Genomic DNA, 26,825 nt, shown 5'->3' with positions numbered 1-26,825 from the left:
GTCAGGGAAGTTTGGAAGTCGCCACGTGTTTCAGCAGCTCGGTGACGGAGACATGCATCACGTCGGTCACGGGCTTGGGGTAGACGCCCATCGCCAGGGTGGCGATGGCCAGCACCGCCAGCATCAGGAATTCACGGCCGTTGATGTCGGTCAGGCTGCGCACGTTGTCGTTGGCGATGTCGCCCAGGTACACGCGCTTGACCATCCACAGGTTGTAGGCGGCGCCCAGGATCAGCGCGGTGGCGGCCAGCAGGCCGATCACGAAGCTGAACTTGACCGAGGCCAGGATCACCATCCATTCGCCGATGAAGCCGCTGGTGCCCGGCAGGCCCGAGTTGGCCATCGCGAAGAACACCGCGAAGGCGGCGAACTTGGGCATGGTGTTGACCACGCCGCCGTAGGCCTTGATCTCACGCGAGTGCACACGGTCGTACAGCACGCCGATGCACAGGAACATGGCGCCCGACACGAAGCCGTGGCTGACCATCTGCACTAGGCCGCCGGCCACACCCAGTTCGCTGAACAGGAAGAAGCCCAGCGTGACGAAGCCCATGTGGGCGATCGACGAGTACGCCACCAGCTTCTTCATGTCCTGCTGCACCAGCGCCACCAGGCCGACGTAGATCACCGCCACCAGCGACAGCGCGACGATCAGCCAGGCCCATTGGTGCGAGGCATCCGGCGCGATCGGCATCGAGAAACGCACGAAGCCGTAGGCACCCAGCTTCAGCATGATGGCGGCCAGCACGACGGAGCCGCCGGTCGGCGCTTCCACGTGGGCGTCGGGCAGCCAGGTGTGCACCGGCCACATCGGCACCTTGACGGCGAAGGCCGCGAAGAAGGCGAAGAACAGCAGCGTCTGCACATCGGCCGGCAGCGGCAGCTTGTGCCAGTCCAGGATCTGGAAGCTGCCACCCGACTTGTAGTACAGGTACAGCAGGGCCACCAGCATCAGCAGCGAGCCCAGCAGCGTGTACAGGAAGAACTTGAAGGCCGCGTACACCCGGCGCGGGCCACCCCACACGCCGATGATGATGTACATCGGGATCAGCGTGGCTTCGAAGAAGACGTAGAACAGCAGGCCGTCCAGCGCCGAGAACACGCCCACCATCACGCCCGACAGGATCAGGAACGCGCCCATGTACTGGTTGACGCGGTCGGTGATCACTTCCCAGGCGGCGATCACCACGATGATGGTGATGAAGGCCGTGAGCAGCACGAACCACACCGAGATGCCGTCCACGCCCAGGTGGTAGCGGATATTGAACCGCTCGATCCACGCGTAGTTCTCGACGAACTGCATCGCGGCGGTGCCCGAGTCGAAGCCGCTGAGCAGCGGCAGCGTGACCAGGAAGCTGGCGATGGCGCCGATCAGCGCCAGCCAGCGGACCGCCTTGGCCTGGTCGTCACGTCCCAGCGCCAGCAGGATGGCGCCGACCGCGATCGGCAACCAGATGGCAACACTCAACAATCCCATGTTCTTGTTCTCCGCCCCGCCTCAACGACCGAACAGGCCGCCCAGCGAGGGCCACAGTTGCCAGGTCATCAGTCCGAACACGCCCAGCAGCATCACCAGCGCGTACCAGTACAGGTGGCCGGTTTGCAGGAAGCGCGTCAGCGATGCGATGCCGCCCATCAGGCGCGCCGAACCATTGACCACCAGGCCGTCGATCAGGCCGACGTCGCCGCCCTTCCACAGGCCCACGCCGAGCAGGCGTGCGCCACGGGCGATGACCTTCTCGTTGAAGGCGTCCAGGTAGTACTTGTTTTCCAGCAGGCGGTAGATCGGGCCGCTGTGCGCCTTGATGGCCGCGGGGATGGCAGGCTGCTTCAGGTAGAAGAACCAGGCCACCACCACGCCCGACAGCGCCAGCCAGAAGGGCAGCGTGGTCAGGCCGTGCAGCGCCATCGCGCTGGCGCCGTGGAAGGCTTCGGCCAGCTCGGCCATCGCGGGGTGCTTGGTGGCGTCCACGAAGATGGCGTCCTTGAGCACGTCGCCATACAGCAGCGGCTCGATGGTCAGGTAGCCGATCAGCACCGACGGGATGGCCAGCAGCACCAGCGGCGCCGTCACCACCCAGGGCGACTCGTGCGGCACGTGCGGCTCATGGTGGCCATGCTCGTCGTCGTGGTGATCGTGTTCACCCGGGAACGGCTTGTGGCGGAAGTTCTCCTTGCCGTGGAAGACCAGGAAGTACATCCGGAACGAGTAGAACGCGGTGACGAACACACCGGCCAGCACCGCGAAGTTGGCGAAGCCAGCGCCCCACAGGTGGCTCTCGTGCACGGCCTCGATGATGCTGTCCTTCGAGTAGAAGCCCGAGAACAGCGGCGTGCCGATCAGCGCCAGCGAACCCAGCAGCGAGGTGATCCAGGTGATGGGCATGTACTTGCGCAGGCCGCCCATGTTGCGGATGTCCTGGTCGTGGTGCATGCCGATGATGACCGAGCCCGCACCCAGGAACAGCAGCGCCTTGAAGAACGCGTGCGTCATCAGGTGGAACACCGCCACCGAGTAGGCCGATACGCCCAGCGCCACCGTCATGTAGCCCAGCTGGCTCAGCGTGGAGTAGGCCACCACGCGCTTGATGTCGTTCTGGATGATGCCCAGGAAGCCCATGAACAGCGCGGTGATCGAGCCGATGACCAGCACGAAGGACAGCGCGGTGTCCGACAGCTCGAACAGCGGCGACATGCGCGAGACCATGAAGATGCCCGCGGTCACCATCGTGGCCGCGTGGATCAGCGCCGAGATGGGGGTCGGGCCTTCCATCGAGTCGGGCAGCCACACGTGCAGCGGCACCTGGGCGCTCTTGCCCATCGCGCCGATGAACAGGCAAATGCAGGCCACGGTGATCAGCATCCAGTCGGTGCCCGGCAGCGTGAGCTTGGCCAGTTCGCCGGTCTTGGCGAAGGTTTCACCGTAGTTAAGCGTGCCGGTGTAGGCCAGCAGCAGGCCGATGCCCAGGATGAAGCCGAAGTCGCCGACCCGGTTGACCAGGAAGGCCTTCATGTTGGCGAAGATGGCCGTGGGCTTCTTGAACCAGAAGCCGATCAGCAGGTACGACACCAGGCCCACCGCTTCCCAGCCGAAGAACAGCTGCAGGAAGTTGTTGCTCATGACCAGCATGAGCATCGAGAAGGTGAACAGCGAGATGTACGAGAAGAAGCGCTGATAGCCCGGGTCTTCCTCCATGTAGCCGATGGTGTAGATGTGCACCATCAGCGAGACGAAGGTCACCACGCACATCATCATCGCGGTGAGGCCGTCGACCAGGAAGCCGACTTCCATCTTCAGGTCGCCGAGCGTCATCCATTCATAGATGGTGGCGTTGAAGCGCGCGCCATCCACCACGACGCTCTTGAGCACCATGGCCGACAGCACGAAGGCAATGGCCACGCCGAGGATGGTGGCGATGTGCGCGCCGCGGCGGCCCACCGCCTTGCCGAAGAAGCCGGCGATCACGGAGCCGACCAGCGGTGCCAGCGGCACCGCGACGAGCATGTTCTGGGACAGGGTTGCCGACATGGTCAATCAGCCCTTCAGGGTATCGAGTTCGTCGACATTGATCGACGCACGGTTGCGGAAGAGCACGACCAGGATGGCCAGGCCGATGGCGGACTCGGCCGCCGCCACCGTCAGGATGAAGAACACGAAGACCTGGCCCGCCATGCGATCCGCCACCGCGGGCAGGTAGTGCGAGAAGGCCACGAAGTTCAAGTTCACCGCCAGCAGCATCAGCTCGATCGCCATCAGCAGCACGATCAGGTTGCGACGGTTCAGGAAGATGCCGATCACCGACAGCGCGAACAGCACCGCGCCGAGCGAGAGGTAATGGCCAAGGGACACGGGGCCCAGCATCACTGTTTCCCCTCAGGTTGCGCGGCGGCCTGCACGGACGGCGCTTCGATGGTCGGTTTCATCTTGATCAGGCGCACACGGTCGGCCTTCTTGGCACGAATCTGCAGCGACGGGTCCATGGCGCGCGAATCCTTGCGGCGGCGCAGCGTCAGCGCGATCGCCGAGACGATGGCCACCAGCAGCAGCACCGCGGCGATCTGCAGCGGGTACAGGTACTTGGTGTACATCTCGATGCCCAGCATCTTGGTGTTGCCCGCCTCGATGGCAGCGGCACTCAGCGCGGGCGCCTCGGGCACGTAGAACCCCTGGTACAGCACGGCGGCCATCTCCAGCGCGATCACCGCGCCGATCAGGCCCGCCACCGGGAAGTGCTTCCAGAAGTTCTGGCGGAAAGCGTCGGTGTTGATGTCCAGCATCATCACCACGAAGAGGAACAGCACCATCACGGCGCCGACGTACACCAGCACCAGCGTGATGGCGAGGAACTCGGCCTTGAGCAGCATCCACACGCAGGACGCGCTGAAGAAGGCCAGCACCAGGAACAGCGCTGCGTGCACCGTGCTGCGCGCCGTGATCACACGGAACGAAGCACCCAGCAGCACCGCCGAGAACACGTAGAAGAGAGCGGTCGTCGTATTCATGTTGTTGAACGCGCGCACGCGCCGAGCCGCAGCCACCCGCCCGGGTGGCCGCCGCGATCAGCGGTACTTCGCGTCGGCCTCCTTGTTGGCGGCAATCTCGCGCTCGTAACGGTCGCCGACGGCCAGCAGCATGTCCTTGGTGAAGTACAGGTCGCCGCGCTTTTCGCCGTGGTACTCGAGGATGTGGGTTTCGACGATGGAGTCGACCGGGCAGCTTTCTTCGCAGAAGCCGCAGAAGATGCACTTCGTCAGGTCGATGTCGTAGCGCGTGGTGCGGCGCGAACCGTCGTCACGCACGTCCGACTCGATGGTGATGGCCATCGCCGGGCACACCGCTTCGCACAGCTTGCAGGCGATGCAGCGCTCCTCGCCGTTCTCGTAGCGGCGCAGCGCATGCAGGCCGCGGAAGCGCGGCGACAGCGGCGTCTTTTCTTCCGGGAACTGGATGGTGATCTTCTTCTGGAAGAAGTGGCGGCCCGTGAGCTTCAAGCCCTTGAGCAGCTCCAGCAGCATGAAGCTGGAGACGAAGTCTTTGACAGCAGACATGGGGGTGACCTCTGTGTGCGGGGCGTTAGCCGGCTTTACGACCAGATGTTCCAGGGCGACTGGATCCACAGGCCAACGACCACCAGCCACACCAGGGTGACGGGAATGAAGATCTTCCAGCCCAGACGCATGATCTGGTCATAGCGGAAGCGCGGGAACGTGGCACGCACCCACAGGAACATCGTGACGACCACGAAGACCTTGATCGCCAGCCAGATCCAGCCCGGGATGAAGTCGAGGAAGGCGAAGGGGCTCAGCCAGCCGCCCAGGAACAGGATCACGGCCAGCGTGGAGACCAGGATCATGTTGGCGTACTCGGCCAGGAAGAACATCGCGAACGACATGCCCGAGTACTCGATCATGTGGCCGGCCACGATTTCCGATTCACCTTCGACCACGTCGAACGGGTGGCGGTTGGTTTCCGCCAGGCCCGAGATGAAGTAGACGACGAAGATGGGCAGCAGCGGCAGCCAGTTCCAGGACAGGATGCCCACGCCGTGCTCGGCGAACATGCCCTTGCCCTGGCCCATGACGATTTCGCTCATGTTGAGCGTGCCCGAGACCATCAGCACCACGACGAAGCAGAAGCCCATCGCGATCTCGTAGCTCACCATCTGGGCCGAAGCGCGCAGTGCACCCAGGAAGGCGTACTTCGAGTTCGAGGCCCAGCCCGCGATGATCACGCCGTACACCTCGAGCGAGGTGATGGCCATCAGGAACAGCAGGCCGGCATTGACGTTGGCCAGCGCGACGTCAGGGCCGAAAGGCACCACCGCCCAGGCGGCCAGCGCCGGCATGATGGTCATGATGGGGCCCAGGAAGAACAGGCCCTTGTTGGCCGCGGTCGGGCGGATGATCTCCTTGAAGATCAGCTTGACCGCGTCGGCGATGGGGGTCAGCAGGCCGAACGGGCCCACGCGGTTGGGGCCCGGGCGGATCTGCGTCCAGCCGATGGCCTTGCGCTCCCACAGCGTGAGGTAGGCGACGCAGCCCATCAGCGGCAGCACCACCACCACGATCTTGATGAGGCTCCAGACGACCAGCCAGAGCGTGGGGCCGAGCAGCGAGGTGCCGGCTTGTTGGAGGGTGTCCAGCATGGTCAGGCTTTTTCGATGGTCAGCGCGCCGAACATGGCGCCGAGGGTGGCGGTGTGGGCATGGCCGGCCGGCACACGCACGGTGTTGGCAGCCAGGCTGGGTTCTTCCACCGCCGGCAGCAGCGCGCTGGCGCCGCCTTGCGACACACGCACCCGCTCACCGGCCTGCAGGCCCAGTGTCTGCCACAGGGCTGACGGCAGGCTGGCAACCGGCGGCTTCGCGTCGGCCGTCAGCTGCAGCGAGGTGGCACGGCGCACGATGGCGTCGGTGCTGTAGATGGGCACGTCGGCCAGGCGCTCGAGGCCGCCTGCGGCCGCGGTATGCACCACGCCCAGCGCAGCGGCTTCGTTGTTCAGGCGCGAAGCCACGGTGGCCACATCGCCCAGCGCTTCGGCACGCACCTCTTCCGAGGTTTCGTGGTTGAAGCCGTCCAGGCCCAGCAGGTTGCCGAGCACGCGCAGCACCTTCCAGGCCGGGCGGGCATCGCCCAGCGGCCGGGTGACGCCGTGGAAGCTCTGCACGCGACCTTCGGCGTTGACGAAGGTGCCCGAGGTTTCGGTGAACGGCGCGATCGGCAGCAGCACGTCGGCGTTCTCGACCTGTGCGTCCTTGAACGGCGTCAGCGCCACCACCAGGCCCGAGCCTTCCAGCGCGGCACGGGCGGCGGCCGCGTCGGCGGCGTCCAGGGTGGGCTCGACGTTCAGCAGCAGCAGCGCCTTCATCGGCTGCGACAGCATCTGGCCGGCGTTCAGGCCGCCTTGGCGCGGCATGGCATGCACCAGCTGCGCACCGACGGTGTTGCCGGCTTCGGTCAAGTAGCCGACCGAGGCACCGGTGTGCTGCGCAATGAAGCCGGCCAGGGCCAGCAGCTGCGAAGCCTGCGGGTGCTGCGCGGCGGCATTGCCCAGCAGCACGGCCTTCTGCTGACCGGAGATCAGCGAGGTGGCGATGGCACGGGCCTCGTCCGTCGGCTCGATGCCGGCATCCAGCGGCAGCGGCGAGACGGCGCCGGTGGCGGCCGCCACGGCAGCGGCCACCTGGGCCAGCACACCCACCCAGGCGCTGGGGGCGGCGACCAGGCGCGTGCCCATGGGCATCAGCCAGTCGTCGTTCACCGCGCCCAGGCTGTGCACCTGCGCGCCATGGCGCGCGGCCTGGCGAATGCGCTGGGCCAGCAGCGGCTGGTCCTTGCGCAGGAACGAGCCGATGACGAAGGCGCGCTGCAGCGTCGACAGCGAAGCGATGCTGGTGCCCAGCCAACGCACGCCGCCGTGCTCGAGGTTGAAGTCGGCGTGGCGGGTGCGGTAGTCGATGTTGTCACTGCCCAGGCCGCGCACCAGCTTGGCCAGCAGGTGCAGCTCTTCCACGGTGGACTGGGCGGAGCCCAGCGCGCCGATGCCGGCGACGCCGAACTCGGCCTTCACGCGCTTCAGGCCGTCAGCCACGTAGCCCAGGGCCGTGTTCCAGTCGACGGCCTGCCACTGGCCGCCCTGCTTGATCATCGGGGTGGTCAGGCGGCTGTCGCTGTTCAGCGCTTCGTACGAGAAGCGATCGCGGTCGGACAGCCAGCACTCGTTCACCGCTTCGTTCTCGAGCGGCAGCACGCGCATGACCTTGTTCGACTTGACCTGCACGATCAGGTTGGCGCCCACGCCGTCGTGAGGGCTCACGCTCTTGCGGCGCGACAGCTCCCAGGTGCGGGCGCTGTAGCGGAAAGGCTTGCTGGTCAGTGCGCCCACCGGGCACAGGTCGATCATGTTGCCCGACAGCTCGGAGTCCACCGTGTCACCGGTCACCGTGGTGATCTCGGAGTGCTCGCCGCGGTGGATCATGCCCAGCTCCATGATCCCGGCCACTTCCTGGCCGAAACGCACGCAGCGGGTGCAGTGGATGCAGCGGCTCATCTCCTCCATGGAGATCAGCGGGCCCACGTCCTTGTGGAAGACCACGCGCTTTTCTTCCTGGTAGCGCGAGGAAGAGCCGCCGTAGCCCACGGCCAGGTCCTGCAGCTGGCATTCGCCGCCCTGGTCGCAGATGGGGCAGTCCAGCGGGTGGTTGATCAGCAGGAACTCCATCACCCCCTGCTGCGCCTTGATCGCCTTGTCGCTCTTGGTGCGCACGATCATCCCGTTGGTCACGGGCGTGGCGCAGGCGGGCATCGGCTTGGGCGCCTTCTCCACTTCCACGAGGCACATGCGGCAGTTGGCCGCGATGCTCAGCTTCTTGTGGTAGCAGAAGTGCGGGATGTAGGTGCCCGCGGCGTCGGCAGCATGCATGACCATGCTGCCTTCGACCACGCTGACCTTCTTGCCGTCGAGTTCGATTTCAACCATGTTGTGTGTCCCGGGCGGCGTCAGGCCTGTGCGGCAGCAGCCGGCTGCGGGACCTTGGAAGTCTTGTGTTCGATGAGGTGGACGAACTCGTCGCGGAAATGCTTGAGCATCGCGCGCACCGGCATCGCCGCCGCGTCGCCCAGGGCGCAGATGGTGCGACCCTGGATGTTGTCCGCCACCGAGTTCAGCAGGTCGACGTCCTCCGGACGGCCCTGGCCGTTGGCGATGCGGTCGACCATGCGCCACAGCCAGCCCGTGCCTTCACGGCAGGGCGTGCACTGGCCGCAGCTTTCGTGCATGTAGAAGTAGCTCAGGCGCAGCAGGCTGCGCACCATGCAGCGGCTGTCGTCCATCACGATGACGGCGCCCGAACCCAGCATCGATCCCGCCTTGGCGATCGAGTCGTAGTCCATCGTGCACTCGTTCATGATGGCCGCGGGCAGCACCGGGGCCGAAGAGCCACCGGGGATCACCGCCTTGAGCTTGCGGCCGGTGCGCACACCGCCGGCCAGCTCCAGCAGCTTGCTGAAGGGCGTGCCCAGCGGGATCTCGTAGTTGCCGGGCTTGTTGACGTCGCCCACCACCGAGAAGATCTTGGTGCCGCCGTTGTTCGGCTTGCCGATGTCGAGGTAGGCCTGGCCGCCGTTGCGGATGATCCAGGGCACCGCGGCGAAGGTCTCGGTGTTGTTGATGGTGGTCGGCTTGCCGTACAGGCCGAAGCTGGCCGGGAACGGCGGCTTGAAGCGCGGCTGGCCCTTCTTGCCTTCCAGCGATTCGAGCAGCGCGGTTTCTTCGCCGCAGATGTAGGCACCGAAGCCGTGGTGCGCATGCAGCTGGAAGCTGAAGCTGCTGCCCAGGATGTTGTTGCCCAGGTAGCCGGCGGCGCGGGCTTCTTCCAGGGCGGCCTCGAAGCGCTCGTACACCTCGAAGATCTCGCCGTGGATGTAGTTGTAGCCCACCGAGATGCCCATCGCGTAGGCCGCGATGATCATGCCTTCGATGACGATGTGCGGGTTGTAGGCCAGGATGTCCCGGTCCTTGCAGGTGCCCGGCTCGCCTTCGTCGGAGTTGCACACCAGGTACTTCTGCCCCGGGAACTGGCGGGGCATGAAGCTCCACTTCAGGCCGGTCGGGAAGCCCGCACCACCACGGCCGCGCAGGCCGGACAGCTTGACGTCGGCGATCACCTGGTCGGGCGTCATGCCGGCGCCGCCGTCGGTGCCCAGGATGCGTTTGAGCGCCTGGTAGCCGCCGCGCGACTCGTAGTCGGCGATGGACCAGTTGCGGCCGTTCAGACCCGCATAGATCTGCGCGCCGATGTGGCGGTCATGGAAGCAGGTTTCCAGGCCGGTGGTCTGGAACTGGGAAAGGTCGGGCATCATCACTTTGCCTGCGCCTTCAAGGTGTCGACCAGCGCGTCGAGCCGCTCGTCGGTCATGTAGCTGACCATCTGCCGGTCGTTCACCAGCATCACCGGTGCATCGGCGCAAGCGCCCAGGCATTCGGTCTTCTGCACGGTGAACAGGCCATCGGCGGTGGTGCCGCCTTCTTCCACATGCAGGCGGGAGCACAGGTGCTCCAGCGCATGCTGGCCGTTGCGCAGCTGGCACGGGAGGTTGGTGCAGACGTTGAGCTTGAAGCGCCCCACCGGCTGCTGGTTGTACATGTTGTAGAAGGTCGTCACCTCGTGCACCGCGATGGCGGGCATGCCGAGGTAGTCGGCGATCTCCTGCTCGCTCTCGGGCGAGACCCAGCCGAGCTCCTGCTGCGCGATCGACAGGCAGGCCATCACGGCCGACTGCCGCTGCTCATACGGGTACTTGGCAACTTCCTTGGCAAAGCGGGCCAGGGTGTCCGCGGAAAACAGGCTCATCGATCGATCTCGCCAAACACGATGTCCATCGTCCCGATGATGGCGACGGCATCGGCAATCATGTGGCCACGCGCCATTTCATCGAGGGCTGCGAGGTGCACGAAGCCCGGGGCGCGGATCTTCAGGCGGTACGGCTTGTTGGCGCCGTCGCTCACCAGGTAGATGCCGAACTCGCCCTTCGGGTGCTCCACCGCCGCATAGGCTTCGCCTTCAGGCACGTGGAAGCCTTCGGTGAACAGCTTGAAGTGGTGGATCAGCTCTTCCATGCTGGACTTCATGTCCATGCGCGAAGGCGGCGCCACCTTGTGGTTGTCGGTGATGACCGGACCGGGGTTCTGGCGCAGCCAGGCCACGCACTGCTGGATGATGCGGTTGGACTGGCGCATCTCTTCGACGCGCACCAGGTAGCGGTCGTAGGTGTCGCCGTTGACGCCCACCGGCACGTCGAAGTCCAGGCGGTCGTACACCTCGTAGGGCTGCGTCTTGCGCAGGTCCCAGGCGATGCCCGAGCCGCGCAGCATCGCGCCGCTGAAGCCGAGGTTCTTGGCCCGCTCGGGCGTGACGATGCCGATGCCGACGGTGCGCTGCTTCCAGATGCGGTTGTCGGTCAGCAGCGTCTCGTACTCGTCCACCATCGTCGGGAAACGCTTGGTGAAGTCGTCGATGAAGTCCAGCAGCGAACCCTGCCGGTTGTCGTTCATCGCCGCGATGGCCTTGGCATTGCGGATCTTCGAGACCTTGTACTGCGGCATCGAGTCCGGCAGGTCGCGGTACACGCCACCCGGACGGAAGTAGGCCGCGTGCATGCGCGCACCGGACACCGCCTCGTACATGTCGAACAGGTCTTCCCGCTCGCGGAAGCAGTAGATCAGCATGTTCATCGCGCCGCAGTCCATGCCGTGGCAGCCCAGCCACAGCAGGTGGTTCAGCAGGCGCGTGATCTCGCTGAACATCACGCGGATGTACTGCGCGCGCTCGGGCACCTGGATGCCCAGCAGCTTCTCGATCGCGAGGCAGTACGCATGCTCGTTGGACATCATCGACACGTAGTCGAGGCGGTCCATGTAGGGCAGCGACTGGATGAAGGTCTTGCTCTCGGCCAGCTTCTCGGTGGCGCGATGCAGCAGGCCGATGTGGGGGTCGGCGCGCTGGATGACTTCACCGTCCAGCTCCAGCACCAGACGCAGCACACCGTGCGCGGCGGGGTGCTGGGGCCCGAAGTTCAGCGTGTAGTTCTTGATCTCTGCCATAGAAACCTGTTGGCGCCAGCGGCGCTCAGTGCAGCCCGCCGTAGTTGTCTTCGCGGACGATGCGCGGCGTGATCTCGCGCGGCTCGATCGTCACCGGCTGGTAGACGACGCGCTTTTGCTCAGGGTCGTAGCGCATCTCCACATGGCCCGTGGTCGGGAAGTCCTTGCGGAACGGATGGCCGATGAAACCGTAGTCGGTGAGGATGCGGCGCAGGTCGAGGTGACCCTCAAAGATGATGCCGTAGAGGTCGAAGGCCTCGCGCTCGAACCAGTTGGCCGCGTTCCAGATCTCATTGATCGACGCCACCATCGGCAGGTCGTCGTCGGGGCAGTACACACGCAGGCGCAGGCGCCAGTTGTGCTGCAGCGACAGCAGGTGCACCACCACGGCGAAGCGCGGGCCTTCGTAGGCGCCGCTGTCCTGCCAGGTGCTGTAGTCCATGCCGCACAGGTCGATCATCTGCTCGAACTGCAGCGCCGGGTCGTCGCGCAGCTGGCGCGCCACCTCGGCGTACACGGCGGCGGCCACGGTGATGGTGATCTCGCCACGTTCACGCTTGAACGTCTTGATCTTGTCGCCGAGCACCGACTGGAGCGCGGCTTGCAGGTTGTCGAGTTTCTGGGTCATGCGAAGGGCGGAGCGCTGTGTGGACCGGCCGTCTCAGCGGGCGATCGTGTTCTCGCGGCGGATCTTGGCCTGCAACTGCAGGATGCCGTACAGCAGCGCCTCGGCCGTGGGCGGGCAGCCCGGCACGTAGACGTCCACCGGCACGATGCGGTCGCAGCCCCGGACCACCGAGTAGCTGTAGTGGTAGTAGCCGCCGCCGTTGGCGCAGGAACCCATCGACAGCACCCAGCGCGGCTCGGCCATCTGGTCGTACACCTTGCGCAGGGCCGGGGCCATCTTGTTGCACAGCGTGCCGGCCACGATCATCAGATCGGACTGGCGCGGGCTGGGACGGAACAGCATGCCGAAGCGGTCGATGTCGTAGCGGGCCGCGCCCGCATGCATCATCTCGACCGCGCAACAGGCCAGGCCGAAGGTCATCGGCCACAGCGAACCGGTCTTGGACCAGTTGATCAGCTTGTCGACCGACGTGGTGACGAAGCCTTCTTTCAGAACGCCTTCGATGCCCATTTTGTGTTACTCCCAGTCGAGGGCGCCCTTCTTCCATTCGTAGACGAAGCCCACGACCAGGATGGTCAGGAACATCATCATCGCCCAGAAGCCGGTGGCGCCGATCTCCTTGAGCGCGACGGCCCAAGGGAAGAGGAATGCGATTTCGAGGTCGAACAGGATGAAGAGGATGGCGACCAGGTAGTAGCGCACATCGAACTTCATGCGGGCGTCTTCGAAGGCCTCGAAGCCGCACTCGTAGGGCGAGTTCTTCGCCACGTCAGGCCGTTGCGGCCCAAGAACAAAACCCAGCACCTGGGGCACGATGCCTACACCGATACCGACCAGGATGAACAGGATGACAGGTAGGTACTGTTGCAGGTCCATGGCTCTTGGCTTGGGTTGGTCGGGTCATCATCCGGGCAGCAAAAAGCGCGCCGGAACCCCGGTGGGTTCACTCAGCGCGCCCAGTGTCCCCTGTGTTGCTTGTCGCATTCAGGGCGCTGTCTTGCAAAGTGCCGGATGAGGACCTTGCCTTACAACCCGATTGTTGTGGTGCCGACGGCGAGACTCGAACTCGCACAGCTTTCGCCACTACCCCCTCAAGATAGCGTGTCTACCAATTTCACCACGTCGGCGGTACTTGTCTTTACAACCGTTCGGCTGGCATGAGGTATAGCTCGCCGAACAGCCTCGCATTCTAGCCCGAAAAATCCCGCACCACGAGGGTTCTCACCAACATGATGCGGGGAACAAGCTCAGGGCTTCGGAATCACCGCGCCGGACGCGGCCGGTGCCGCGGGCACGGCCGAAGCCGGTGCACCCAGCGCGGGCGCCGAAGCGTCGCCAGCCGGCGCCGACGGAATGGCGCGCTCGAACACGGTGCCGCCGGTGACCGGCTCGGCCATGCGCTCACGGCTGCTCAGGTAGGCCAGGGCCAGCGTGCAGATGAAGAAGACGGTGGCGCAGGCCGCGGTGGACCGCGACAGGAAGTTGGCGCTGCCGGTGGCGCCGAACAGGCTGCCCGAAGCGCCGCTGCCGAAGGAGGCGCCCATGTCGGCGCCCTTGCCGTGCTGGATCAGCACGAGGCCGATCATCGCGATCGCCGTCAGGAGCTGGACCGCCAGCACGATGTTCATCCAGATTTGCATGATGCTTGTGTGACTCAGGAAGTTGTCAGGGCGCGGCGCGGCAGATGGCGACGAAATCGGCGGCCTTCAGCGAGGCACCACCGATCAGCCCGCCGTCGATGTCCGGCTGCGCAAACAGGGTGGCGGCGTTGTCGGGCTTGACGCTGCCGCCGTAGAGGATCTTCATCGCGCCGGCCTGCGGCGTGGCCGCCTGCAGCTGGGCACGCAGCAGCGCGTGCACCGCCTGCGCCTGCTCGGGCGATGCGGTCTTGCCGGTGCCGATGGCCCACACCGGTTCGTAGGCGACGACCATCTCGCCCACGCAGTGACCCAGCGTGTGGATCACGGCCGACAGCTGGCGCTTGACCACCGCCTCGGTCTCGCCCGCCTCACGCTGCGCCAGGGTTTCGCCCACGCAGACGATGGGCGTGATGCCCTTGCCCAGCGCGGCCTTGGCCTTGTCGGCCACCAGCTGGTCGCTTTCGGCGTGGTAGGCGCGGCGCTCGGAGTGGCCGACGATCACGTAGCGGCAGCCGAACTCGTGCAGCATCGCGGCCGACACCTCGCCGGTGTAGGCGCCCTGCTCATGGGCCGAGCAGTCCTGCGCGCCCCAGCGGATCTCGCTGGCGGCCAGGGCCACCGCGGCTTCCGAGAGGAACGGGAACGGCACGCACACCGCCATGTCGGCATTGCTCGGGCCGGCGCTCAGCAGGCCTTCCAGCAGCTCGGCATTGGCCTTGTGGCTGCCGTGCATCTTCCAGTTGCCCACCACCAGTTTGCGTCGTGTAGTCATCGTCAATCACCAGCTCAAAACGATCTTGCCCACGTGGCTGCTCGATTCCATCAGCGCATGCGCCTGCGCGGCCTGCGCGGCCGGGAAGGTGCTGTGGATCACCGGTCGCACACGGCCCGCCTCGATCAGCGGCCACACGGTGGCACGCAGTTCCTGGGCGAGCACGGTCTTGTAGTCCACCGAACGCGGCCGCAGCGTGGAGCCGACGATGGCGATGCGCTTGCGCAGCACAAGACCGGCATCGATGGCACTCTTGGTGCCGCCCTGCACCGCGATCAGCGCCAGGCGGCCGTCGGTGGCCATGCATTCGATCTCGCGGCCGATGTAGTCGCCGGCCACCATGTCGAGCACCACGTCCGCACCCTTGCCGCCGGTGATGCGCTGCACCTCGGCCACGAAGTCCTGCGTGCGGTAGTTGATGCCGTGGTCGGCGCCCAGCTTCACGCAGGCCGCCACCTTGTCGTCGCTGCCGGCGGTGACGATCACCGTGGCACCGATGGCCTTGGCCAGGGTGATGGCGGTGGTGCCGATGCCACTGGAGCCGCCCTGCACCAGCAGCGTCTCGCCGGCCTTCAGCTTGGCGATGTGGAAGACGTTCTGCCACACCGTGAAGAAGGTTTCGGGCAGGGCCGCGGCCTCGATGTCGGACACGCCGGCCGGGATGGGCAGGCACTGGCCGGCCGGGGCCACGCACAGCTCGGCGTAGCCACCGCCGGCCACCAGCGCGCACACGCGGTCGCCGATCTTCAGGCCGGCAGCGGCCAGGTCGGCCTCGCTGCCGCCCTGCACCACGCCCGCCATTTCCAGGCCGGGCAGGTCGGAAGCGCCGGGGGGCGGCGGATAGGCGCCCTTGCGTTGCAGCACGTCGGGGCGGTTGATGCCGGCAGCCTTGACGGCGATCAGCAGTTCGCCGGCCGCGGGCACCGGATCGGGCCGCTGCACCAGGCGCAGGACTTCCGGGCCGCCGGGTGCCGCGATCTCGATAGCGTTCATCGGAATGCTCCGTGCCAGGCCGCGGCAGCCGAAGCCGCCGCGGCGATGCCGCTTACTCGGGTTGAGAAGGCTTGTCGAAGCCGCCGTTGTACGGGGCAGCCTGCGGCGCGTCGGCAGCCGGCGCGGCCTGCGGGGCCTCGTCGCGCTGCTCGCGCGGCTCACGCTCGCGGCGCGGCGGACGATCGCCACGGTCGCGGCGCTCGCCACGATCACCGCGGTCGCCGTATTCACGACGCGGACGCTCTTCTTCGACGTAGCCTTCCGGCTTGTCGAGCAGCGCCTTCAGCGACAGCTTGATGCGGCCCTTCTCGTCGGTCTCGAGCACCTTGACCTTGATGACCTGACCTTCGGTCAGGAAGTCGGTGACCTTCTCGACGCGCTGGTGCGCGATCTGGCTGATGTGCAGCAGGCCGTCCTTGCCGGGCAGGATGTTGACCAGGGCGCCGAAGTCCAGGATCTTGGTGACCGCGCCTTCGTAGACCTTGCCGATCTCGGCTTCGGCGGTGATCTCCTCGATGCGCTTCTTGGCGTATTCGGCCTTGTCGGCGTCGGCCGAGGCGATGGTGATGGTGCCGTCTTCGCCGATGTCGATCGTGGTGCCAGTTTCTTCGGTCAGCGCACGGATGGTGGCGCCGCCCTTGCCGATCACGTCACGGATCTTCTCGGGGTTGATCTTCATCGTGTACAGGCGCGGCGCGAACTGGCTGACCTCGGTCTTGGCCTCGCCCACGGCGGACTGCATCACGCCCAGGATGTGCAGGCGGGCTTCCTTGGCCTGCGCCAGCGCCACCTGCATGATTTCCTTGGTGATGCCCTGGATCTTGATGTCCATCTGCAGCGCGGTGATGCCCGCGGTGGTGCCGGCCACCTTGAAGTCCATGTCGCCCAGGTGGTCCTCATCGCCCAGGATGTCGGTCAGCACCGCGAAGCGGTTGCCTTCCTTGATCAGGCCCATGGCGATGCCGGCCACGTGCGCCTTCAGCGGCACGCCGGCGTCCAGCAGGCTGAGCGCGCCGCCGCACACCGAAGCCATTGACGACGAGCCGTTCGACTCGGTGATCTCGCTGACCACGCGGATGGCGTACGGGAACTCTTCCTTGGTCGGCAGCACGGCCACCAGGGCGCGCTTGGCCAGACGGCCGTGGCCGATCTCGCGGCGCTTCGGGCTGCCCACGCGACCGGTTTCGCCGGTGGCGAACGGAGGCATGTTGTAGTGCAGCATGAAGCGGTCTTCGAACTCGCCCGACAGCGCGTCGATGCGCTGCGCGTCACGGTCGGTGCCCAGCGTGGCCACGACCAGCGCCTGCGTTTCACCACGGGTGAACAGGGCCGAGCCGTGGGTGCGCGGCAGCACGCCGGTGCGGATTTCGATCGGGCGCACGGTGCGGGTGTCGCGGCCGTCGATGCGCGGCTCGCCGGCCAGGATCTGGCCGCGGACGATGCGCGCTTCGATGTCGAACAGCAACGCTTCGACCTTGATCGGGTCGAAGTCGGCGCCTTCGGCCTTGAGCGCGTTCACCACGTTGGCGTAGGCGTCGCGGGTGGCCTGGGTGCGGGCCTGCTTGCTGCGGATCTGGTAGGCCTCGCGCAGCGGACCTTCGGCCAGGCCGGTGACCTTGGCGATGAAGCCGTCGTCCTTGGCGGGCGCCTGCCATTGCCACTCGGGCTTGCCGGCGTCACGCACCAGCTCGTTGATGGCCTGGATGGCGATGCTGCCTTGCTCGTGGCCGAAGACCACGGCGCCCAGCATCACTTCTTCCGACAGCTGCTGCGCTTCGGATTCCACCATCAGCACCGCGGCCTGCGTGCCGGCCACCACCAGGTCCATCTGGCTGTTGGCCAGCTGGCTCTTGCTGGGGTTCAGCAGGTATTCGCCGTTGACGTAGCCCACGCGGGCGGCGCCGATCGGGCCGTTGAACGGGATGCCGCTGACGGCCAGCGCCGCGCTGGTGCCGATCATGGCGGGGATGTCGGCGGCCACTTCAGGGTTGAGCGACAGCACGTGGATCACCACCTGCACCTCGTTCATGAACCCTTCCGGGAACAGCGGGCGGATGGGGCGGTCGATCAGGCGGCTGGTCAGGGTTTCCAGCTCGCTGGGGCGGCCTTCACGCTTGAAGAAGCTGCCGGGGATCTTGCCGGCGGCGTAGGTCTTCTCGATGTAGTCGACGGTCAGCGGAAAGAAGTCCTGGCCGGGCTTGGCGTCCTTCTTGGCCACGACGGTGGCCAGGATCACGGTGCCCTCGACGTCCACGACCACGGCGCCGCTGGACTGGCGGGCGATCTCGCCCGTCTCGAGCGTGACGCTGTGCTGGCCCCACTGGAAGGTCTTGGTGACTTTGTTGAAAAGGCTCATGTTGTTCTCCGGTTGTCAGGCGCCTGGGTGGGCGGCGCTCATGGCCCGGGGCGGATTCATCGCGCTAGGCGCAATGCCATTCCATCGAGACGGCCGGGGTGACAGGACCCCGATGGAATGACACAGCAGCGCCGTGGACGAACCAGCTCCAAAATGCAAAGAGCCTGTGCTGGAGGTTCCAGACAGGCTCTCGGCATGCATACGGTGCTTACTTGCGCAGGCCCAGCTTCTGGATCAGCGCGGTGTAACGGTCGGCGTCGCGGTCCTTCAGGTAGGCCAGCAGGCGCTTGCGCTGATTGACCATCTTCAGCAGGCCGCGGCGGCCGTGGTGGTCCTTGGCGTGCAGCTTGAAGTGGGGGGTCAGCTCGTTGATGCGGCTGGTCAGCAGGGCCACTTGCACTTCGGGGGAGCCGGTGTCGGCCGCGCCGCGCGCGTGCGCCTGGATGATGTCAGCCTTCTTGATGTCGGCGGTTGCCATGGTGAGTTCCTCGGTGTCGAGACGCCATGCGCAAACCTTGCGGCAGGACGGTCTCGGGTTCAACTTGCGGTCACGGGTGAAACCGACCCATGCCGTGCGATGCCCCCGGCAAAGCCAGGGAACCGGCGATTATACGGCAAGCGCGGCGGACAGCCGCTGCAGCCCTTCCGTCAGCCTCGCCGGGTCGCGCGAGGCGAAGCACCAGCGCAGCCAGCCCTCGCCTTCGTCGCCGAAGGCCGCGCCCGGCGCCAGGCCTAGCCCATGCCGGCCCACCAGCCGCTTGGCCAGCGCCAGCGAGTCGGGCTCACCCTCCACCCGGAAAAAGCCGTACAAGCCGCCCAGCGGCGTGGCCACCTGCACCCGCGGCATCGCCGCCAGGCCGAGCAGCAGCGTGTCGCGGCAGGTCTTGAAGCGCGCCACCAGCTCGGGCACGAAGGTGTCGGCCATGGCCAGCGCCGCCTGGCCGCCGCGCTGCACGAACACCGGCGCGCAGGAGCTGTTGAACTCGATCAGCTTTCCCACGGCATCGAGGCAGCCCTCGGGCAGCACCAGCCAGCCCAGGCGCCAGCCAGTCATCAAGAAGCTCTTGGAAAAGCTGTGCACCACCACCACGCGGTCCTGCGGCTCGGTGATGTCGAGGAAGCTGGGCGCCGCTGGGCCGTCGCCGAACCACACCCGCTCGTACACCTCGTCGGCCACGATCCAGGTGCCGGTGCGGCGGCAGTGGTCCAGCAGCGCCTGCTGCTCGGCGCGGGTCAGCGTCCAGCCGGTGGGGTTGTTCGGCGCGTTGACCAGCAGCACGCGGGTGCGCGGCGTCACCGCGGCCAGCAGCTCGTCCAGGTCCAGGCCCCAGGCGCCCTGCTTCGGTCGCAGCGGCACGCGGGTGACGGTGGCGCCCAGGATGGCCGGCTGGGCCGTGAGGTTGGGCCACACCGGCACCACCGCCACCACCTCGTCGCCCGGGCCCAGCAGCATCTGCATGGCCACCATCAGCGCGGTGACGCCGGAGGAGGTGACGGCGATGCGGTCCAGGCCCAGCGGCCGGTGCAGGCCGCTGACGTAGGCGGCCAGCGCCTCGCGCAGCTCGGGCAGGCCCAGGTTGTGCGAATAAAAGGTTTCCCCGCGCTGCAGCGCCTGGGCGGCGGCGTCGCGCACCTCGGCGGGCGTGACTTCGTCGCTTTCGCCGAACCAGAAGGCCAGCACGTCGCTGCGGCCGAGGCCGGCGTTGGCCACCTCGCGGATCTTGGAGGCGGGCAGGTCGGCAATCGCGGGGCGCATCAGGGGGTTCTCCGGTTCAGGGGCGGGTCATCTGGCAGGTGGTGGGCTGCTCCACCTCGACCGGCTTGAGCTGGCGCACCACGCGGAAACCGTAGCCGGAGCCTTCCACGTCGAAGCGCACGCCCGGCGCGCCCACCTTCTCCATCACGCTGACGATCAGCGGCTGCTGGAACTGGTGGTCGGCCGCCCGCATGGTGCCACTGTGGAAGCCGCCGAAGGGCTTGCTGTCCAGCCGGGCGCCTTCCAGCGCGCGGGCCACGGCCACGGGGTCGGCCGTGCCGGCCTTTTCCAGCGCACGGGCCAGCATCTCGATCATCGACTGCATGCGGGCATGCACATAGTCTTCACGCGGGTCGGGGAAGCGCTGGCGGAACGACTGGTAAAAGCCGTCGGACGCGGCGCCGCCCAGGTTGGGCACCCACTCGGCCACCGCCAGCACCGTGCCCACGCCGGCATCGCCGATGGCCGCGGGCGCACCCAGCGCATTGCCGTAGAAGGTATAGAACTTGACCGGCGCGCCGGCATCGCGCACCGCCTTGACCAGCAGCGTCAGGTCGTTGCCCCAGTTGCCGGTGAGCACGGCCTGGGCGCCGCTGGCGCGGATCTTGGCGGCGTAGGGCAGGAAGTCCTTCACCCGGCCCAGCGGATGCAGCTCGTCGCCGACGAACTCGATGTCGGGCCGCTTGGCCTGCAGCATGGCCCGCGCCTGCCTGAGCACCTGCTGGCCGAAGCTGTAGTCCTGGCCGATCAGGTACACCTTCTTCACCGAAGCGTCGTCGCGCAGCGCGTCGGTGAGCGCGGCCAGGCGCATGTCGGTGTGCGCATCGAAGCGGAAGTGCCAGAAGCTGCACTTCTCGTTCGTCAGCGCCGTGTCCACGGCCGAATAGTTGAGGAACAGCGCGCGCTGCTGCGGCTCACGCTGGTTGTGCTTGTCCAGCGCATCGACGATGGCCGCCGCGGTGGCAGAGCTGTTGCCCTGCGCCACGAAGTGGATGCGGCGGTCGAGCGCGGCGCGCAGCATGGCCAGCGCCTCTTCGGTGTTGCCCTTGCTGTCCAGCCGCACCAGCTCCAGCGCATGGGCGCCGTCGGCCAGCTTGACGCCGCCGCGGGCGTTGACCCGCTCCACCGCCCACAGCAGGTTGCGGAACACCGCCTCACCGGCATTGGCAAACGGCCCCGACAGGCCTTCGATCATCGCGATGCGGATGGGCTCCTTGCCGGGCGGTACCGTGGAAGGCGCCGGCTGCGCGAGCGCTGGCTGTGTGGCGGCCAGGCCCATCAGCGCACCGGCGGCCAGCGCCAGCAGGTGTCGGCGCAGCGCGCGTGCAGTGACCAGCTTCAACGGGGCAGAAGGCATCGAACGGCTTGAGCAATTTCAGGGCCGCGGATTGTAGGCAGGCAGCCTTTTGCGCACCGGGCCAGGCGCCGGCGGCTCAAGCACCACCGCCGACTGCCGACAACTCCGAAGTTGTCCGTGAAGGAAATCGCCATGCTGGCCCGCCTGTCCGTTCGTCACCGCTTGCTGTCCGCGTTCGGTCTGGTTCTGCTGCTGTTGCTGGGCACCGCTGCCATCGGCAGCCACGGCCTGCGCGAAGCCCGGCACAACGTGCAGGCCCTGCAGGCCGAGGTGCTGCCTTCACAGGCCCATGCCGGCATCGCGCTGCAGCAGTTGTGGCGCGCCCGTGCGGCCGAGCAGACCATGGTGGCCAACAACCTCGACAACACCGCCATCCAGGCGGCCCGCCAGACCTGGGAGGCGGCGCTGCAGGCCGCCGAAGGCGAGCTGGCCGCCCTGCGCAGCGGCCTGCCGCAGCAGGAGCAGCCGGCCGCCCTGGCAGGCGTCGCACGCGACGTGGCGGCCTACCGCCAGGCCTACGACAAGTTCTACCAGGAGCTGATCGGTGCCCGCTTCCCCGATGCCCACGAGGCCACCGCCGCGCTGGGCGACGTCAACCGCCACTTCCTGGCCGCGCAGTCGGGCCTGGACGAGGTGGGTCGGGCGGTGCAGGCCTGGTCTGCGCGGCTGGGCGGCGAGGTGGAATCGCTGACTGGCCGCATCCAGCTGGTGCTGGGCGTGTTCGCCTTGCTGGCCGTCGCCGGCGCCACGGCCGCAGCCTATGCCGTCAGCCGCTCCATCCTGGCAACGCTGGCCACGGTGCGCGGCATCGCCGAACACATCGCCAGCGGAGACCTGACGCGGCCCATCGACGTGCAGGGGGCGGCCGAGACGGCACAGACGCTGGACTCGCTGACGCGCATGAATGCGGCGCTGCGCGGCATCGTGGCCGACGTGCGTGGCAGCGCCGACCGCATCCAGGTGGCCAGCCACGAGGTGGCCACCGGCAACCTCGACCTCAGCCAGCGCACGGAGGCCACGGCAAGCAACCTGCAGGAAGTCAGCGGCGCCATCGACCTGCTGACCACCAACGTGCACCACTCGGCCCACGCCGCCCGCGAAGCCAATGACCTGGCACGCAGCGCGGCCGAGGTGGCCCAGCGCGGTGGGTCCGTGGTGTCGCAGGTGGTCACCACGATGCAGGAGATCCACGGCAGCTCGCGCCAGATCGTGGAGATCATCGGCGTGATCGACGGCATCGCCTTCCAGACGAACATCCTGGCCCTGAACGCCGCGGTGGAAGCCGCCCGCGCCGGCGAACAGGGACGCGGCTTCGCCGTGGTCGCCAGCGAGGTGCGCAGCCTGGCCAAACGCTCGGGTGAAGCGGCGCAGCAGATCAAGCAGCTGATCCACGCCAGCGTGGCCCGCGTGGATGCAGGCGCCGAGTTGGTGCAGCAGGCCGGCCACACGATGACCGAACTGGTGGGCAGCGTGCGGCGGGTCGAAGGCACCATCAGCGACATCCACCAGCGGGTGACCGAGGTCAGCACCGGCATCGACGCCATCACCGGCCGCGTCGCCAGCGTCGACCAGATGACCCAGCAGAACGCGGCCCTCGTCGAACAATCGGCCGCTGCCGCCGACGCGCTGAAGGAGAACGCCAGCCGCCTGGTCACGGCGGTGGCCTCCTTCCGCACCGCTCAGGCGGCTTGAGCCGGCCGCGCGCTCAAGGGGCCGTGGCCAGGGGCATGATGGCGGTCACGGCATAGCCGCCCTCCACCTTCTCGGCCCGGAAGCGCACGCGGTCACCGGGCTTCAGGCCTTGCAGCAGCGCCGGCTCGCGGGCGCGGAAGACCATGGTCATCGGCGGCATCTGCAGGTGGGCGATCTCACCATGGCGCAGCGTGATGCGGCCGCTGTCGAGGTCGACCTTGCGCACTTCGGCTTCGGTCATGCCGCCGTCATCGGACACCACGGTGATGAGGCCGGTCATGCCGGCCTGGTAATGGCCCGCGATCAGGCAGGCGAACTCGAACTGCCCCGGCCGGTTGAACAGCCATACCACCTCACCGGTGCCGCCCGGCGGCACATGGGCCATCCAGGGCTCGTCGTGCTGCATGTCCGGAAACTTCATCATCAGCTCGGCATGCTGGCGGTTTTCTTCCGGCGTGCCGATGACGAACTCATGCAGCACCGCGCCGGCATTGCGCACCCGCAGGCGCCAGGTCTCGCCCAGCTTCACCGTGATGCGGTCGGGCTCGAATCGCATGGTGTCGCGCAGGGTCACCTCCAGCGTGCGGCGCACCTGTTGCGGGTCGCCGGCGATGCCCCAGGGCTTCTGTTCGCGGGGGGCGGCGGCGGGGGCGGGGGCGCCATGGCTGCTGCCATGGGCCTGCGCCACGCGGCCGGCCAGCACCAGCAGCGGCGCCACCAGCAGCGCAGGCACCGCCGCCAAGATGCGGCGGCGTGGGCCCAGGGGTCGGTCGTTCTCGTTCATGGTCTGCTCCTTCGTTCAATGGGCATGGCCGCCGCCCGCGGGCTTGCGCACCTGCACTTCCACCGGCTGCGCGGGCTGGCCGGCCGCCGGCATGGCCGCGGGGCCGCTGGAAGCCGGCGCCTGCGCGGCAGGCATCGGCGTGCCGCCGAATTCATGGGCCACGGTGCCGGGCGGGTGTGTGAACCAGCCAGGGTCGCGGTAGTCGCCGGGCCGCTGGCCGCGGCGCACCTTCACCACGCTGAACATGCCGCCCATGCCCACCGCGCCGAAGGGGCCGGTGCCGGTCATCATCGCGGCGGTGTTGTCGGGCAGCGGCATCTCCATCTCGGTCATGTCCTCCATGCCGCGTTCGCCCATCACCATGTAGTCGGGGATCAGCCGGGTGATCTGCCGGGCCACGCCGCTGTGGTCCACGCCGATCATCGTGGGCACGTCGTGGCCCATCGCGTTCATCGTGTGGTGGCTCTTGTGGCAGTGGAAGGCCCAGTCGCCCTCCTCGTCGGCCAGGAACTCGATCTGCCGCATCTGGCCCACGGCCACGTCGGTGGTCACCTCGGGCCAGCGGGCGCTGCGCGGCACCGGGCCGCCATCGGTGCCGGTGACGGTGAATTCATGGCCGTGCAGGTGCATCGGATGGTTGGTCATCGTCAGGTTGCCCACGCGGATGCGCACCCGGTCGTTGTGCCGCACCACCAGCGGGCTGATGCCGGGGAAGATGCGGCTGTTCCACGTCCACAGGTTGAAGTCCAGCATCGTCATCACCTTGGGCGTGGCGCTGCCGGGCTCGATGTCGTACGCATTGAGCAGGAAGCAGAAGTCGCGGTCGACCTCGGCGATCAGCGGATGCCGGCCCTTGGGGTGGGTGATCCACAGGCCCATCATGCCCATGGCCATCTGCACCATCTCGTCGGCATGCGGGTGGTACATGAAGGTGCCGGGCCGGCGGGCCACGAACTCGTAGACGAAGGTCTTGCCGGGCGGAATGGCCGGCTGCGTGAGGCCGGTGACGCCGTCCATGCCGTTGGGCAGGCGCTGGCCGTGCCAGTGCACGCTGGTGGACTCCGGCAGGCGGTTGGTGACGAAGATGCGCACACGGTCGCCTTCCACCACCTCGATGGTGGGGCCGGGGCTCTGGCCGTTGTAGCCCCACAGGTGGGCCTTGAAGCCGGGCGTCATCTCGCGCACCACCGGCTCGGCCACCAGGTGGAACTCCTTGACGCCGTTGTTCATGCGCCAGGGCAGGGTCCAGCCGTTGAGCGTGACCACCGGGTTGTAGGGCCGGCCATCGGGCGGCTGCAACGGCGGCTGGGTATCGGGCGAGGTCTGCAGCACCGGCTCGGGCAGCGCGGCCAGGGCCACGCGGCTGACAGCGGCGGCGCCCACGGCGGCGCTGGCGCCCAGGAGATGGCGTCGGGAAAGCATGGGAAGGTCCTTGTTGCCGGCGGCGCTCAATGGCCGGCCTCGACGGTGGGTGCGGCAGGGCTGCCGGCGGTGGCGGTGGGCGACAAGGCACTGCCGGGCGGCCCCACCAGGGCCTGGTCCAGCTCGGCCTGGGCCAGCCAGAAGTCGCGCAGCGATTCGATGGCGGTGTTCACCCCCGCGATCTGCGCGCGGGCATCGGCCAGCAACTCGAACACGCCGATCAGCATGCCGTTGTAGCGCAGCAGGTTCTCTTCGGCGATGCGGGCGCGCAGCGGCAGCACCTGATCGCGCTGGTGGTGGGCGATGTCGTAGGCGCTGCGCCAGGCGGCGTACGCCTCGCGCACCTGCGAACGGGCATTGACCGCGGTCTCGGCCGCGCGATGCACGGCTTGTCTATACAAGGCCTCGGCGCGCACGTTGCCGGCACCGGCATCGAAGAGGGGCAGCTCCAGCGACAGCTCCCAGCCGCGCTGGGTGGGCGCCTCGTTCGACGAGTTGCGCACCACGCCCACGTCCAGCAGGCTGACGAAGCGGTCCACCCGCGCCTGGCTGAAGCCGCTGGCGCGTTGGCGAGCATCGGCCAGCGCGGCCTGCACGTCCAGCCGCTGGGCGATGGCATCGGCTTCCAGGCCGGGGCGCTCCAGCTGCAGCGTGTCGGCCGCGGGCAGCGGGGGCAGCCGCGTGGGCAGCTGCAGCTTCGCGGCCGCCTCGCCCCACAGGCCCAGCAGCCGCAACAGCCGTTCGCGTGCCACGGTGCGGGCCTGCTGGGCCCGGGCCACGGCCAGCGCCGCGTCGGCCTGGAAGGCCTGCTCACGCGCCTGCTGCAGCTTGTTGAAGTTGCCCACCTGCGCCATGCGGCGTGCCAGCTCGGCGCTGGCCTGGGCGGCCTGCAGCACCTGGCCGCTGTAATGCACCGCCTCTTCGGCCGCCACCGCCTGCACCCAGGCCTTTCGGGTGTCGAAGGCCAGCTGCAGCGCCTGGCCCGCCACCTGGGCCTGCGCCTGCGCCAGGCGCTGGGCGGCCGCCTCACGGGCCAGCGGCAGCGTGAGAAGCCGGCCCAGGCTGAAGTGCAGGCCGCGCTCGATCTCCAGCTCGTCGCCGCGGCGCAGGCGGCCGAAGCTGAAGCCGGGGTTGGGCAGCCGGCCGGCCGCCACGCGTTCGGCTTCAGTGGCGGCCAGCGACTGCACCGCCGCCTGCAAACCACGCTGGTTGAGCAGGGCCAGCTCCACCGCGGCTTCGGGCGACAGCGGCGCCGCCAGCAGCTGGGCCGCGCGCTGCTGGGCGGCGGCCTGGTCGTCGTCGGTGCGGGGCACGGTGGCCTGCGCGCCCAGGTGCTGGCGCAAGGTGTCCTGCACCGGGCCCATCGCCCCATCGGGGCTGAAGCTGGCGCAGCCGGCCAGCAGCAGCGCCGCAGCCGCCACGCCGAAAGCGGGTGCGCGGGTCATGGCCGGCCTCCGGCGGGTGGGTGATGGTGGTGACCGTGGGCGCCGGTCGCCGGCGCGGTGGCTGGCGTCGGGGCCGAGGCCGGTCCAGCGCCCGCCTCACGCGCATAGGCCCGCCAGCCGCCGATGCGGCCGACCTGGGCATTGGCCGCCGGCCAGGCGACCGGCGGCGCATCCAGGGCGGCGGCGGAGGCCGGCGCCAAGGCTGAACGGTGGACCAGCGGCGGCACCGGCTGGCGCGCATCGGTGGGGTCGGGCAGCCGCGCTGGTGTGGCCGGGGCGGCCTGGGCGGCGACGGTGCCGGCCTGGGCCAGCAGACAGGCGGCCACACACGGCGCCAAGGCGCGCCGGCAGTAAGGCAGCAAAGCCATGATGAACATC

At 67.8% G+C, this 26,825-nt stretch carries 25 protein-coding genes and 1 tRNA gene; 1 reads left to right on the top strand and 25 read right to left on the bottom strand.

What is annotated here, in order from left to right; all coding sequences use genetic code 11:
* Nucleotide 1: 1 nt before the first annotated feature.
* The 21 genes from MW290_RS09915 to MW290_RS09815 form a co-directional block, all read right to left on the bottom strand.
* A complete protein-coding gene (locus MW290_RS09915; RefSeq protein WP_250194501.1) occupies nt 2–1,477 on the bottom strand; it encodes an NADH-quinone oxidoreductase subunit M in 1,476 nt (491 codons plus the stop codon).
* 21 nt (nt 1,478–1,498) lie between these two features.
* Nucleotides 1,499–3,529 (bottom strand): NADH-quinone oxidoreductase subunit L, encoded by a 2,031-nt coding sequence (gene nuoL / locus MW290_RS09910; protein WP_250194500.1) that lies wholly within the window; start codon nt 3,527–3,529, stop codon nt 1,499–1,501.
* 6 nt (nt 3,530–3,535) lie between these two features.
* Nucleotides 3,536–3,862, bottom strand: a complete 327-nt coding sequence (gene nuoK / locus MW290_RS09905) for an NADH-quinone oxidoreductase subunit NuoK (protein ID WP_250194499.1) — start codon at nt 3,860–3,862, stop codon at nt 3,536–3,538.
* Complete coding sequence (locus tag MW290_RS09900) at nt 3,862–4,503, bottom strand: NADH-quinone oxidoreductase subunit J (RefSeq protein ID WP_250194498.1); 642 nt, start codon at nt 4,501–4,503, stop codon at nt 3,862–3,864. The genes nuoK and MW290_RS09900 overlap by 1 nt, the downstream gene beginning before the upstream one ends.
* A 57-nt stretch (nt 4,504–4,560) precedes the next feature.
* A complete protein-coding gene (gene nuoI, locus MW290_RS09895; protein WP_250194497.1) occupies nt 4,561–5,049 on the bottom strand; it encodes an NADH-quinone oxidoreductase subunit NuoI in 489 nt (162 codons plus the stop codon).
* Nucleotides 5,050–5,084: 35 nt separating this feature from the next.
* On the bottom strand, nt 5,085–6,146 hold the full coding sequence (gene nuoH, locus MW290_RS09890) for an NADH-quinone oxidoreductase subunit NuoH (protein ID WP_250194496.1): 1,062 nt from the start codon (nt 6,144–6,146) through the stop codon (nt 5,085–5,087).
* 2 nt (nt 6,147–6,148) lie between these two features.
* Nucleotides 6,149–8,479 carry an NADH-quinone oxidoreductase subunit NuoG gene (gene nuoG, locus MW290_RS09885; protein ID WP_250194495.1) on the bottom strand — a complete coding sequence of 777 codons (2,331 nt, stop codon included), beginning with the start codon at nt 8,477–8,479 and terminating at the stop codon, nt 6,149–6,151.
* A 20-nt stretch (nt 8,480–8,499) separates the two neighbouring features.
* A complete protein-coding gene (nuoF, locus tag MW290_RS09880; protein ID WP_250194494.1) occupies nt 8,500–9,858 on the bottom strand; it encodes an NADH-quinone oxidoreductase subunit NuoF in 1,359 nt (452 codons plus the stop codon).
* Between the two features lie 2 nt (nt 9,859–9,860).
* Entirely contained in the window at nt 9,861–10,352 is a 492-nt protein-coding gene (locus MW290_RS09875; protein WP_250194493.1) for an NADH-quinone oxidoreductase subunit NuoE family protein, read from the bottom strand.
* Complete coding sequence (locus tag MW290_RS09870) at nt 10,349–11,602, bottom strand: NADH-quinone oxidoreductase subunit D (RefSeq protein ID WP_250194492.1); 1,254 nt, start codon at nt 11,600–11,602, stop codon at nt 10,349–10,351. Before MW290_RS09870 ends, MW290_RS09875 begins: the two co-directional genes overlap by 4 nt.
* Before the next feature lie 25 nt (nt 11,603–11,627).
* Nucleotides 11,628–12,230 (bottom strand): NADH-quinone oxidoreductase subunit C, encoded by a 603-nt coding sequence (locus MW290_RS09865; RefSeq protein WP_250194491.1) that lies wholly within the window; start codon nt 12,228–12,230, stop codon nt 11,628–11,630.
* Nucleotides 12,231–12,263: 33 nt separating this feature from the next.
* A complete protein-coding gene (locus tag MW290_RS09860) occupies nt 12,264–12,740 on the bottom strand; it encodes a NuoB/complex I 20 kDa subunit family protein (RefSeq protein WP_046113908.1) in 477 nt (158 codons plus the stop codon).
* Nucleotides 12,741–12,746: 6 nt separating this feature from the next.
* On the bottom strand, nt 12,747–13,106 hold the full coding sequence (locus tag MW290_RS09855) for an NADH-quinone oxidoreductase subunit A (protein ID WP_250194490.1): 360 nt from the start codon (nt 13,104–13,106) through the stop codon (nt 12,747–12,749).
* A gap of 166 nt (nt 13,107–13,272) precedes the next feature.
* Nucleotides 13,273–13,357: transfer RNA gene (locus tag MW290_RS09850), tRNA-Leu, on the bottom strand.
* 120 nt (nt 13,358–13,477) lie between these two features.
* Nucleotides 13,478–13,870, bottom strand: a complete 393-nt coding sequence (gene secG, locus MW290_RS09845; RefSeq protein WP_250194489.1) for a preprotein translocase subunit SecG — start codon at nt 13,868–13,870, stop codon at nt 13,478–13,480.
* 25 nt (nt 13,871–13,895) lie between these two features.
* Nucleotides 13,896–14,642: a triose-phosphate isomerase gene (tpiA, locus tag MW290_RS09840; protein WP_250194488.1), complete on the bottom strand. Its 747-nt coding sequence runs from the start codon at nt 14,640–14,642 to the stop codon at nt 13,896–13,898.
* A 6-nt stretch (nt 14,643–14,648) separates the two neighbouring features.
* Nucleotides 14,649–15,635: an NAD(P)H-quinone oxidoreductase gene (locus MW290_RS09835; protein ID WP_250194487.1), complete on the bottom strand. Its 987-nt coding sequence runs from the start codon at nt 15,633–15,635 to the stop codon at nt 14,649–14,651.
* 52 nt (nt 15,636–15,687) lie between these two features.
* Nucleotides 15,688–17,991, bottom strand: coding sequence for a polyribonucleotide nucleotidyltransferase (pnp, locus tag MW290_RS09830; RefSeq protein WP_250194486.1), 2,304 nt, complete (start codon nt 17,989–17,991; stop codon nt 15,688–15,690).
* 208 nt (nt 17,992–18,199) lie between these two features.
* Complete coding sequence (gene rpsO, locus MW290_RS09825; protein WP_250194485.1) at nt 18,200–18,469, bottom strand: 30S ribosomal protein S15; 270 nt, start codon at nt 18,467–18,469, stop codon at nt 18,200–18,202.
* A 129-nt stretch (nt 18,470–18,598) separates the two neighbouring features.
* Nucleotides 18,599–19,747, bottom strand: a complete 1,149-nt coding sequence (locus MW290_RS09820; RefSeq protein WP_250194484.1) for a pyridoxal phosphate-dependent aminotransferase — start codon at nt 19,745–19,747, stop codon at nt 18,599–18,601.
* Nucleotides 19,748–19,763: 16 nt separating this feature from the next.
* Nucleotides 19,764–21,104, bottom strand: coding sequence for a branched-chain amino acid ABC transporter substrate-binding protein (locus tag MW290_RS09815; RefSeq protein WP_250194483.1), 1,341 nt, complete (start codon nt 21,102–21,104; stop codon nt 19,764–19,766).
* Between the two features lie 117 nt (nt 21,105–21,221).
* Between MW290_RS09815 and MW290_RS09810 the strand changes: the two genes are divergently transcribed.
* Nucleotides 21,222–22,796: a methyl-accepting chemotaxis protein gene (locus tag MW290_RS09810; protein WP_250196643.1), complete on the top strand. Its 1,575-nt coding sequence runs from the start codon at nt 21,222–21,224 to the stop codon at nt 22,794–22,796.
* A 13-nt stretch (nt 22,797–22,809) separates the two neighbouring features.
* On the opposite strand, the gene MW290_RS33275 is transcribed toward MW290_RS09810, so the two are convergent.
* Genes MW290_RS33275 through MW290_RS09785 form a run of 4 tightly spaced genes read right to left on the bottom strand, consistent with a single transcriptional unit; the run spans nt 22,810 to nt 26,815 of the window.
* Complete coding sequence (locus tag MW290_RS33275; protein ID WP_375142739.1) at nt 22,810–23,580, bottom strand: copper-binding protein; 771 nt, start codon at nt 23,578–23,580, stop codon at nt 22,810–22,812.
* Between the two features lie 15 nt (nt 23,581–23,595).
* Complete coding sequence (locus MW290_RS09795) at nt 23,596–25,002, bottom strand: multicopper oxidase family protein (protein ID WP_250194482.1); 1,407 nt, start codon at nt 25,000–25,002, stop codon at nt 23,596–23,598.
* A 26-nt stretch (nt 25,003–25,028) separates the two neighbouring features.
* Nucleotides 25,029–26,447 (bottom strand): TolC family protein, encoded by a 1,419-nt coding sequence (locus MW290_RS09790; RefSeq protein WP_250194481.1) that lies wholly within the window; start codon nt 26,445–26,447, stop codon nt 25,029–25,031.
* Nucleotides 26,444–26,815: a hypothetical protein gene (locus tag MW290_RS09785; protein ID WP_250194480.1), complete on the bottom strand. Its 372-nt coding sequence runs from the start codon at nt 26,813–26,815 to the stop codon at nt 26,444–26,446. The genes MW290_RS09790 and MW290_RS09785 overlap by 4 nt, the downstream gene beginning before the upstream one ends.
* Nucleotides 26,816–26,825 lie beyond the last annotated feature (10 nt).

The sequence above is a fragment of the Aquincola tertiaricarbonis genome, from assembly GCF_023573145.1.
Taxonomy (GTDB): domain Bacteria; phylum Pseudomonadota; class Gammaproteobacteria; order Burkholderiales; family Burkholderiaceae_C; genus Aquincola; species Aquincola tertiaricarbonis_B.
This window is presented reverse-complemented; position numbering and strand designations above follow the sequence as displayed.

What these genes read in the sequence shown, in the direction of transcription:
- MW290_RS09915 (WP_250194501.1), bottom strand. Translation starts at nt 1,477, where the DNA reads ATGGGATTGTTGAGTGTTGCCATCTGGTTGCCGATCGCGGTCGGCGCC.
- nuoL (WP_250194500.1), bottom strand. Translation starts at nt 3,529, where the DNA reads ATGTCGGCAACCCTGTCCCAGAACATGCTCGTCGCGGTGCCGCTGGCA.
- nuoK (WP_250194499.1), bottom strand. Translation starts at nt 3,862, where the DNA reads ATGCTGGGCCCCGTGTCCCTTGGCCATTACCTCTCGCTCGGCGCGGTG.
- MW290_RS09900 (WP_250194498.1), bottom strand. Translation starts at nt 4,503, where the DNA reads ATGAATACGACGACCGCTCTCTTCTACGTGTTCTCGGCGGTGCTGCTG.
- nuoI (WP_250194497.1), bottom strand. Translation starts at nt 5,049, where the DNA reads ATGTCTGCTGTCAAAGACTTCGTCTCCAGCTTCATGCTGCTGGAGCTG.
- nuoH (WP_250194496.1), bottom strand. Translation starts at nt 6,146, where the DNA reads ATGCTGGACACCCTCCAACAAGCCGGCACCTCGCTGCTCGGCCCCACG.
- nuoG (WP_250194495.1), bottom strand. Translation starts at nt 8,479, where the DNA reads ATGGTTGAAATCGAACTCGACGGCAAGAAGGTCAGCGTGGTCGAAGGC.
- nuoF (WP_250194494.1), bottom strand. Translation starts at nt 9,858, where the DNA reads ATGCCCGACCTTTCCCAGTTCCAGACCACCGGCCTGGAAACCTGCTTC.
- MW290_RS09875 (WP_250194493.1), bottom strand. Translation starts at nt 10,352, where the DNA reads ATGAGCCTGTTTTCCGCGGACACCCTGGCCCGCTTTGCCAAGGAAGTT.
- MW290_RS09870 (WP_250194492.1), bottom strand. Translation starts at nt 11,602, where the DNA reads ATGGCAGAGATCAAGAACTACACGCTGAACTTCGGGCCCCAGCACCCC.
- MW290_RS09865 (WP_250194491.1), bottom strand. Translation starts at nt 12,230, where the DNA reads ATGACCCAGAAACTCGACAACCTGCAAGCCGCGCTCCAGTCGGTGCTC.
- MW290_RS09860 (WP_046113908.1), bottom strand. Translation starts at nt 12,740, where the DNA reads ATGGGCATCGAAGGCGTTCTGAAAGAAGGCTTCGTCACCACGTCGGTC.
- MW290_RS09855 (WP_250194490.1), bottom strand. Translation starts at nt 13,106, where the DNA reads ATGGACCTGCAACAGTACCTACCTGTCATCCTGTTCATCCTGGTCGGT.
- secG (WP_250194489.1), bottom strand. Translation starts at nt 13,870, where the DNA reads ATGCAAATCTGGATGAACATCGTGCTGGCGGTCCAGCTCCTGACGGCG.
- tpiA (WP_250194488.1), bottom strand. Translation starts at nt 14,642, where the DNA reads ATGACTACACGACGCAAACTGGTGGTGGGCAACTGGAAGATGCACGGC.
- MW290_RS09835 (WP_250194487.1), bottom strand. Translation starts at nt 15,635, where the DNA reads ATGAACGCTATCGAGATCGCGGCACCCGGCGGCCCGGAAGTCCTGCGC.
- pnp (WP_250194486.1), bottom strand. Translation starts at nt 17,991, where the DNA reads ATGAGCCTTTTCAACAAAGTCACCAAGACCTTCCAGTGGGGCCAGCAC.
- rpsO (WP_250194485.1), bottom strand. Translation starts at nt 18,469, where the DNA reads ATGGCAACCGCCGACATCAAGAAGGCTGACATCATCCAGGCGCACGCG.
- MW290_RS09820 (WP_250194484.1), bottom strand. Translation starts at nt 19,747, where the DNA reads ATGCGCCCCGCGATTGCCGACCTGCCCGCCTCCAAGATCCGCGAGGTG.
- MW290_RS09815 (WP_250194483.1), bottom strand. Translation starts at nt 21,104, where the DNA reads ATGCCTTCTGCCCCGTTGAAGCTGGTCACTGCACGCGCGCTGCGCCGA.
- MW290_RS33275 (WP_375142739.1), bottom strand. Translation starts at nt 23,580, where the DNA reads ATGAACGAGAACGACCGACCCCTGGGCCCACGCCGCCGCATCTTGGCG.
- MW290_RS09795 (WP_250194482.1), bottom strand. Translation starts at nt 25,002, where the DNA reads ATGCTTTCCCGACGCCATCTCCTGGGCGCCAGCGCCGCCGTGGGCGCC.
- MW290_RS09790 (WP_250194481.1), bottom strand. Translation starts at nt 26,447, where the DNA reads ATGACCCGCGCACCCGCTTTCGGCGTGGCGGCTGCGGCGCTGCTGCTG.
- MW290_RS09785 (WP_250194480.1), bottom strand. Translation starts at nt 26,815, where the DNA reads ATGGCTTTGCTGCCTTACTGCCGGCGCGCCTTGGCGCCGTGTGTGGCC.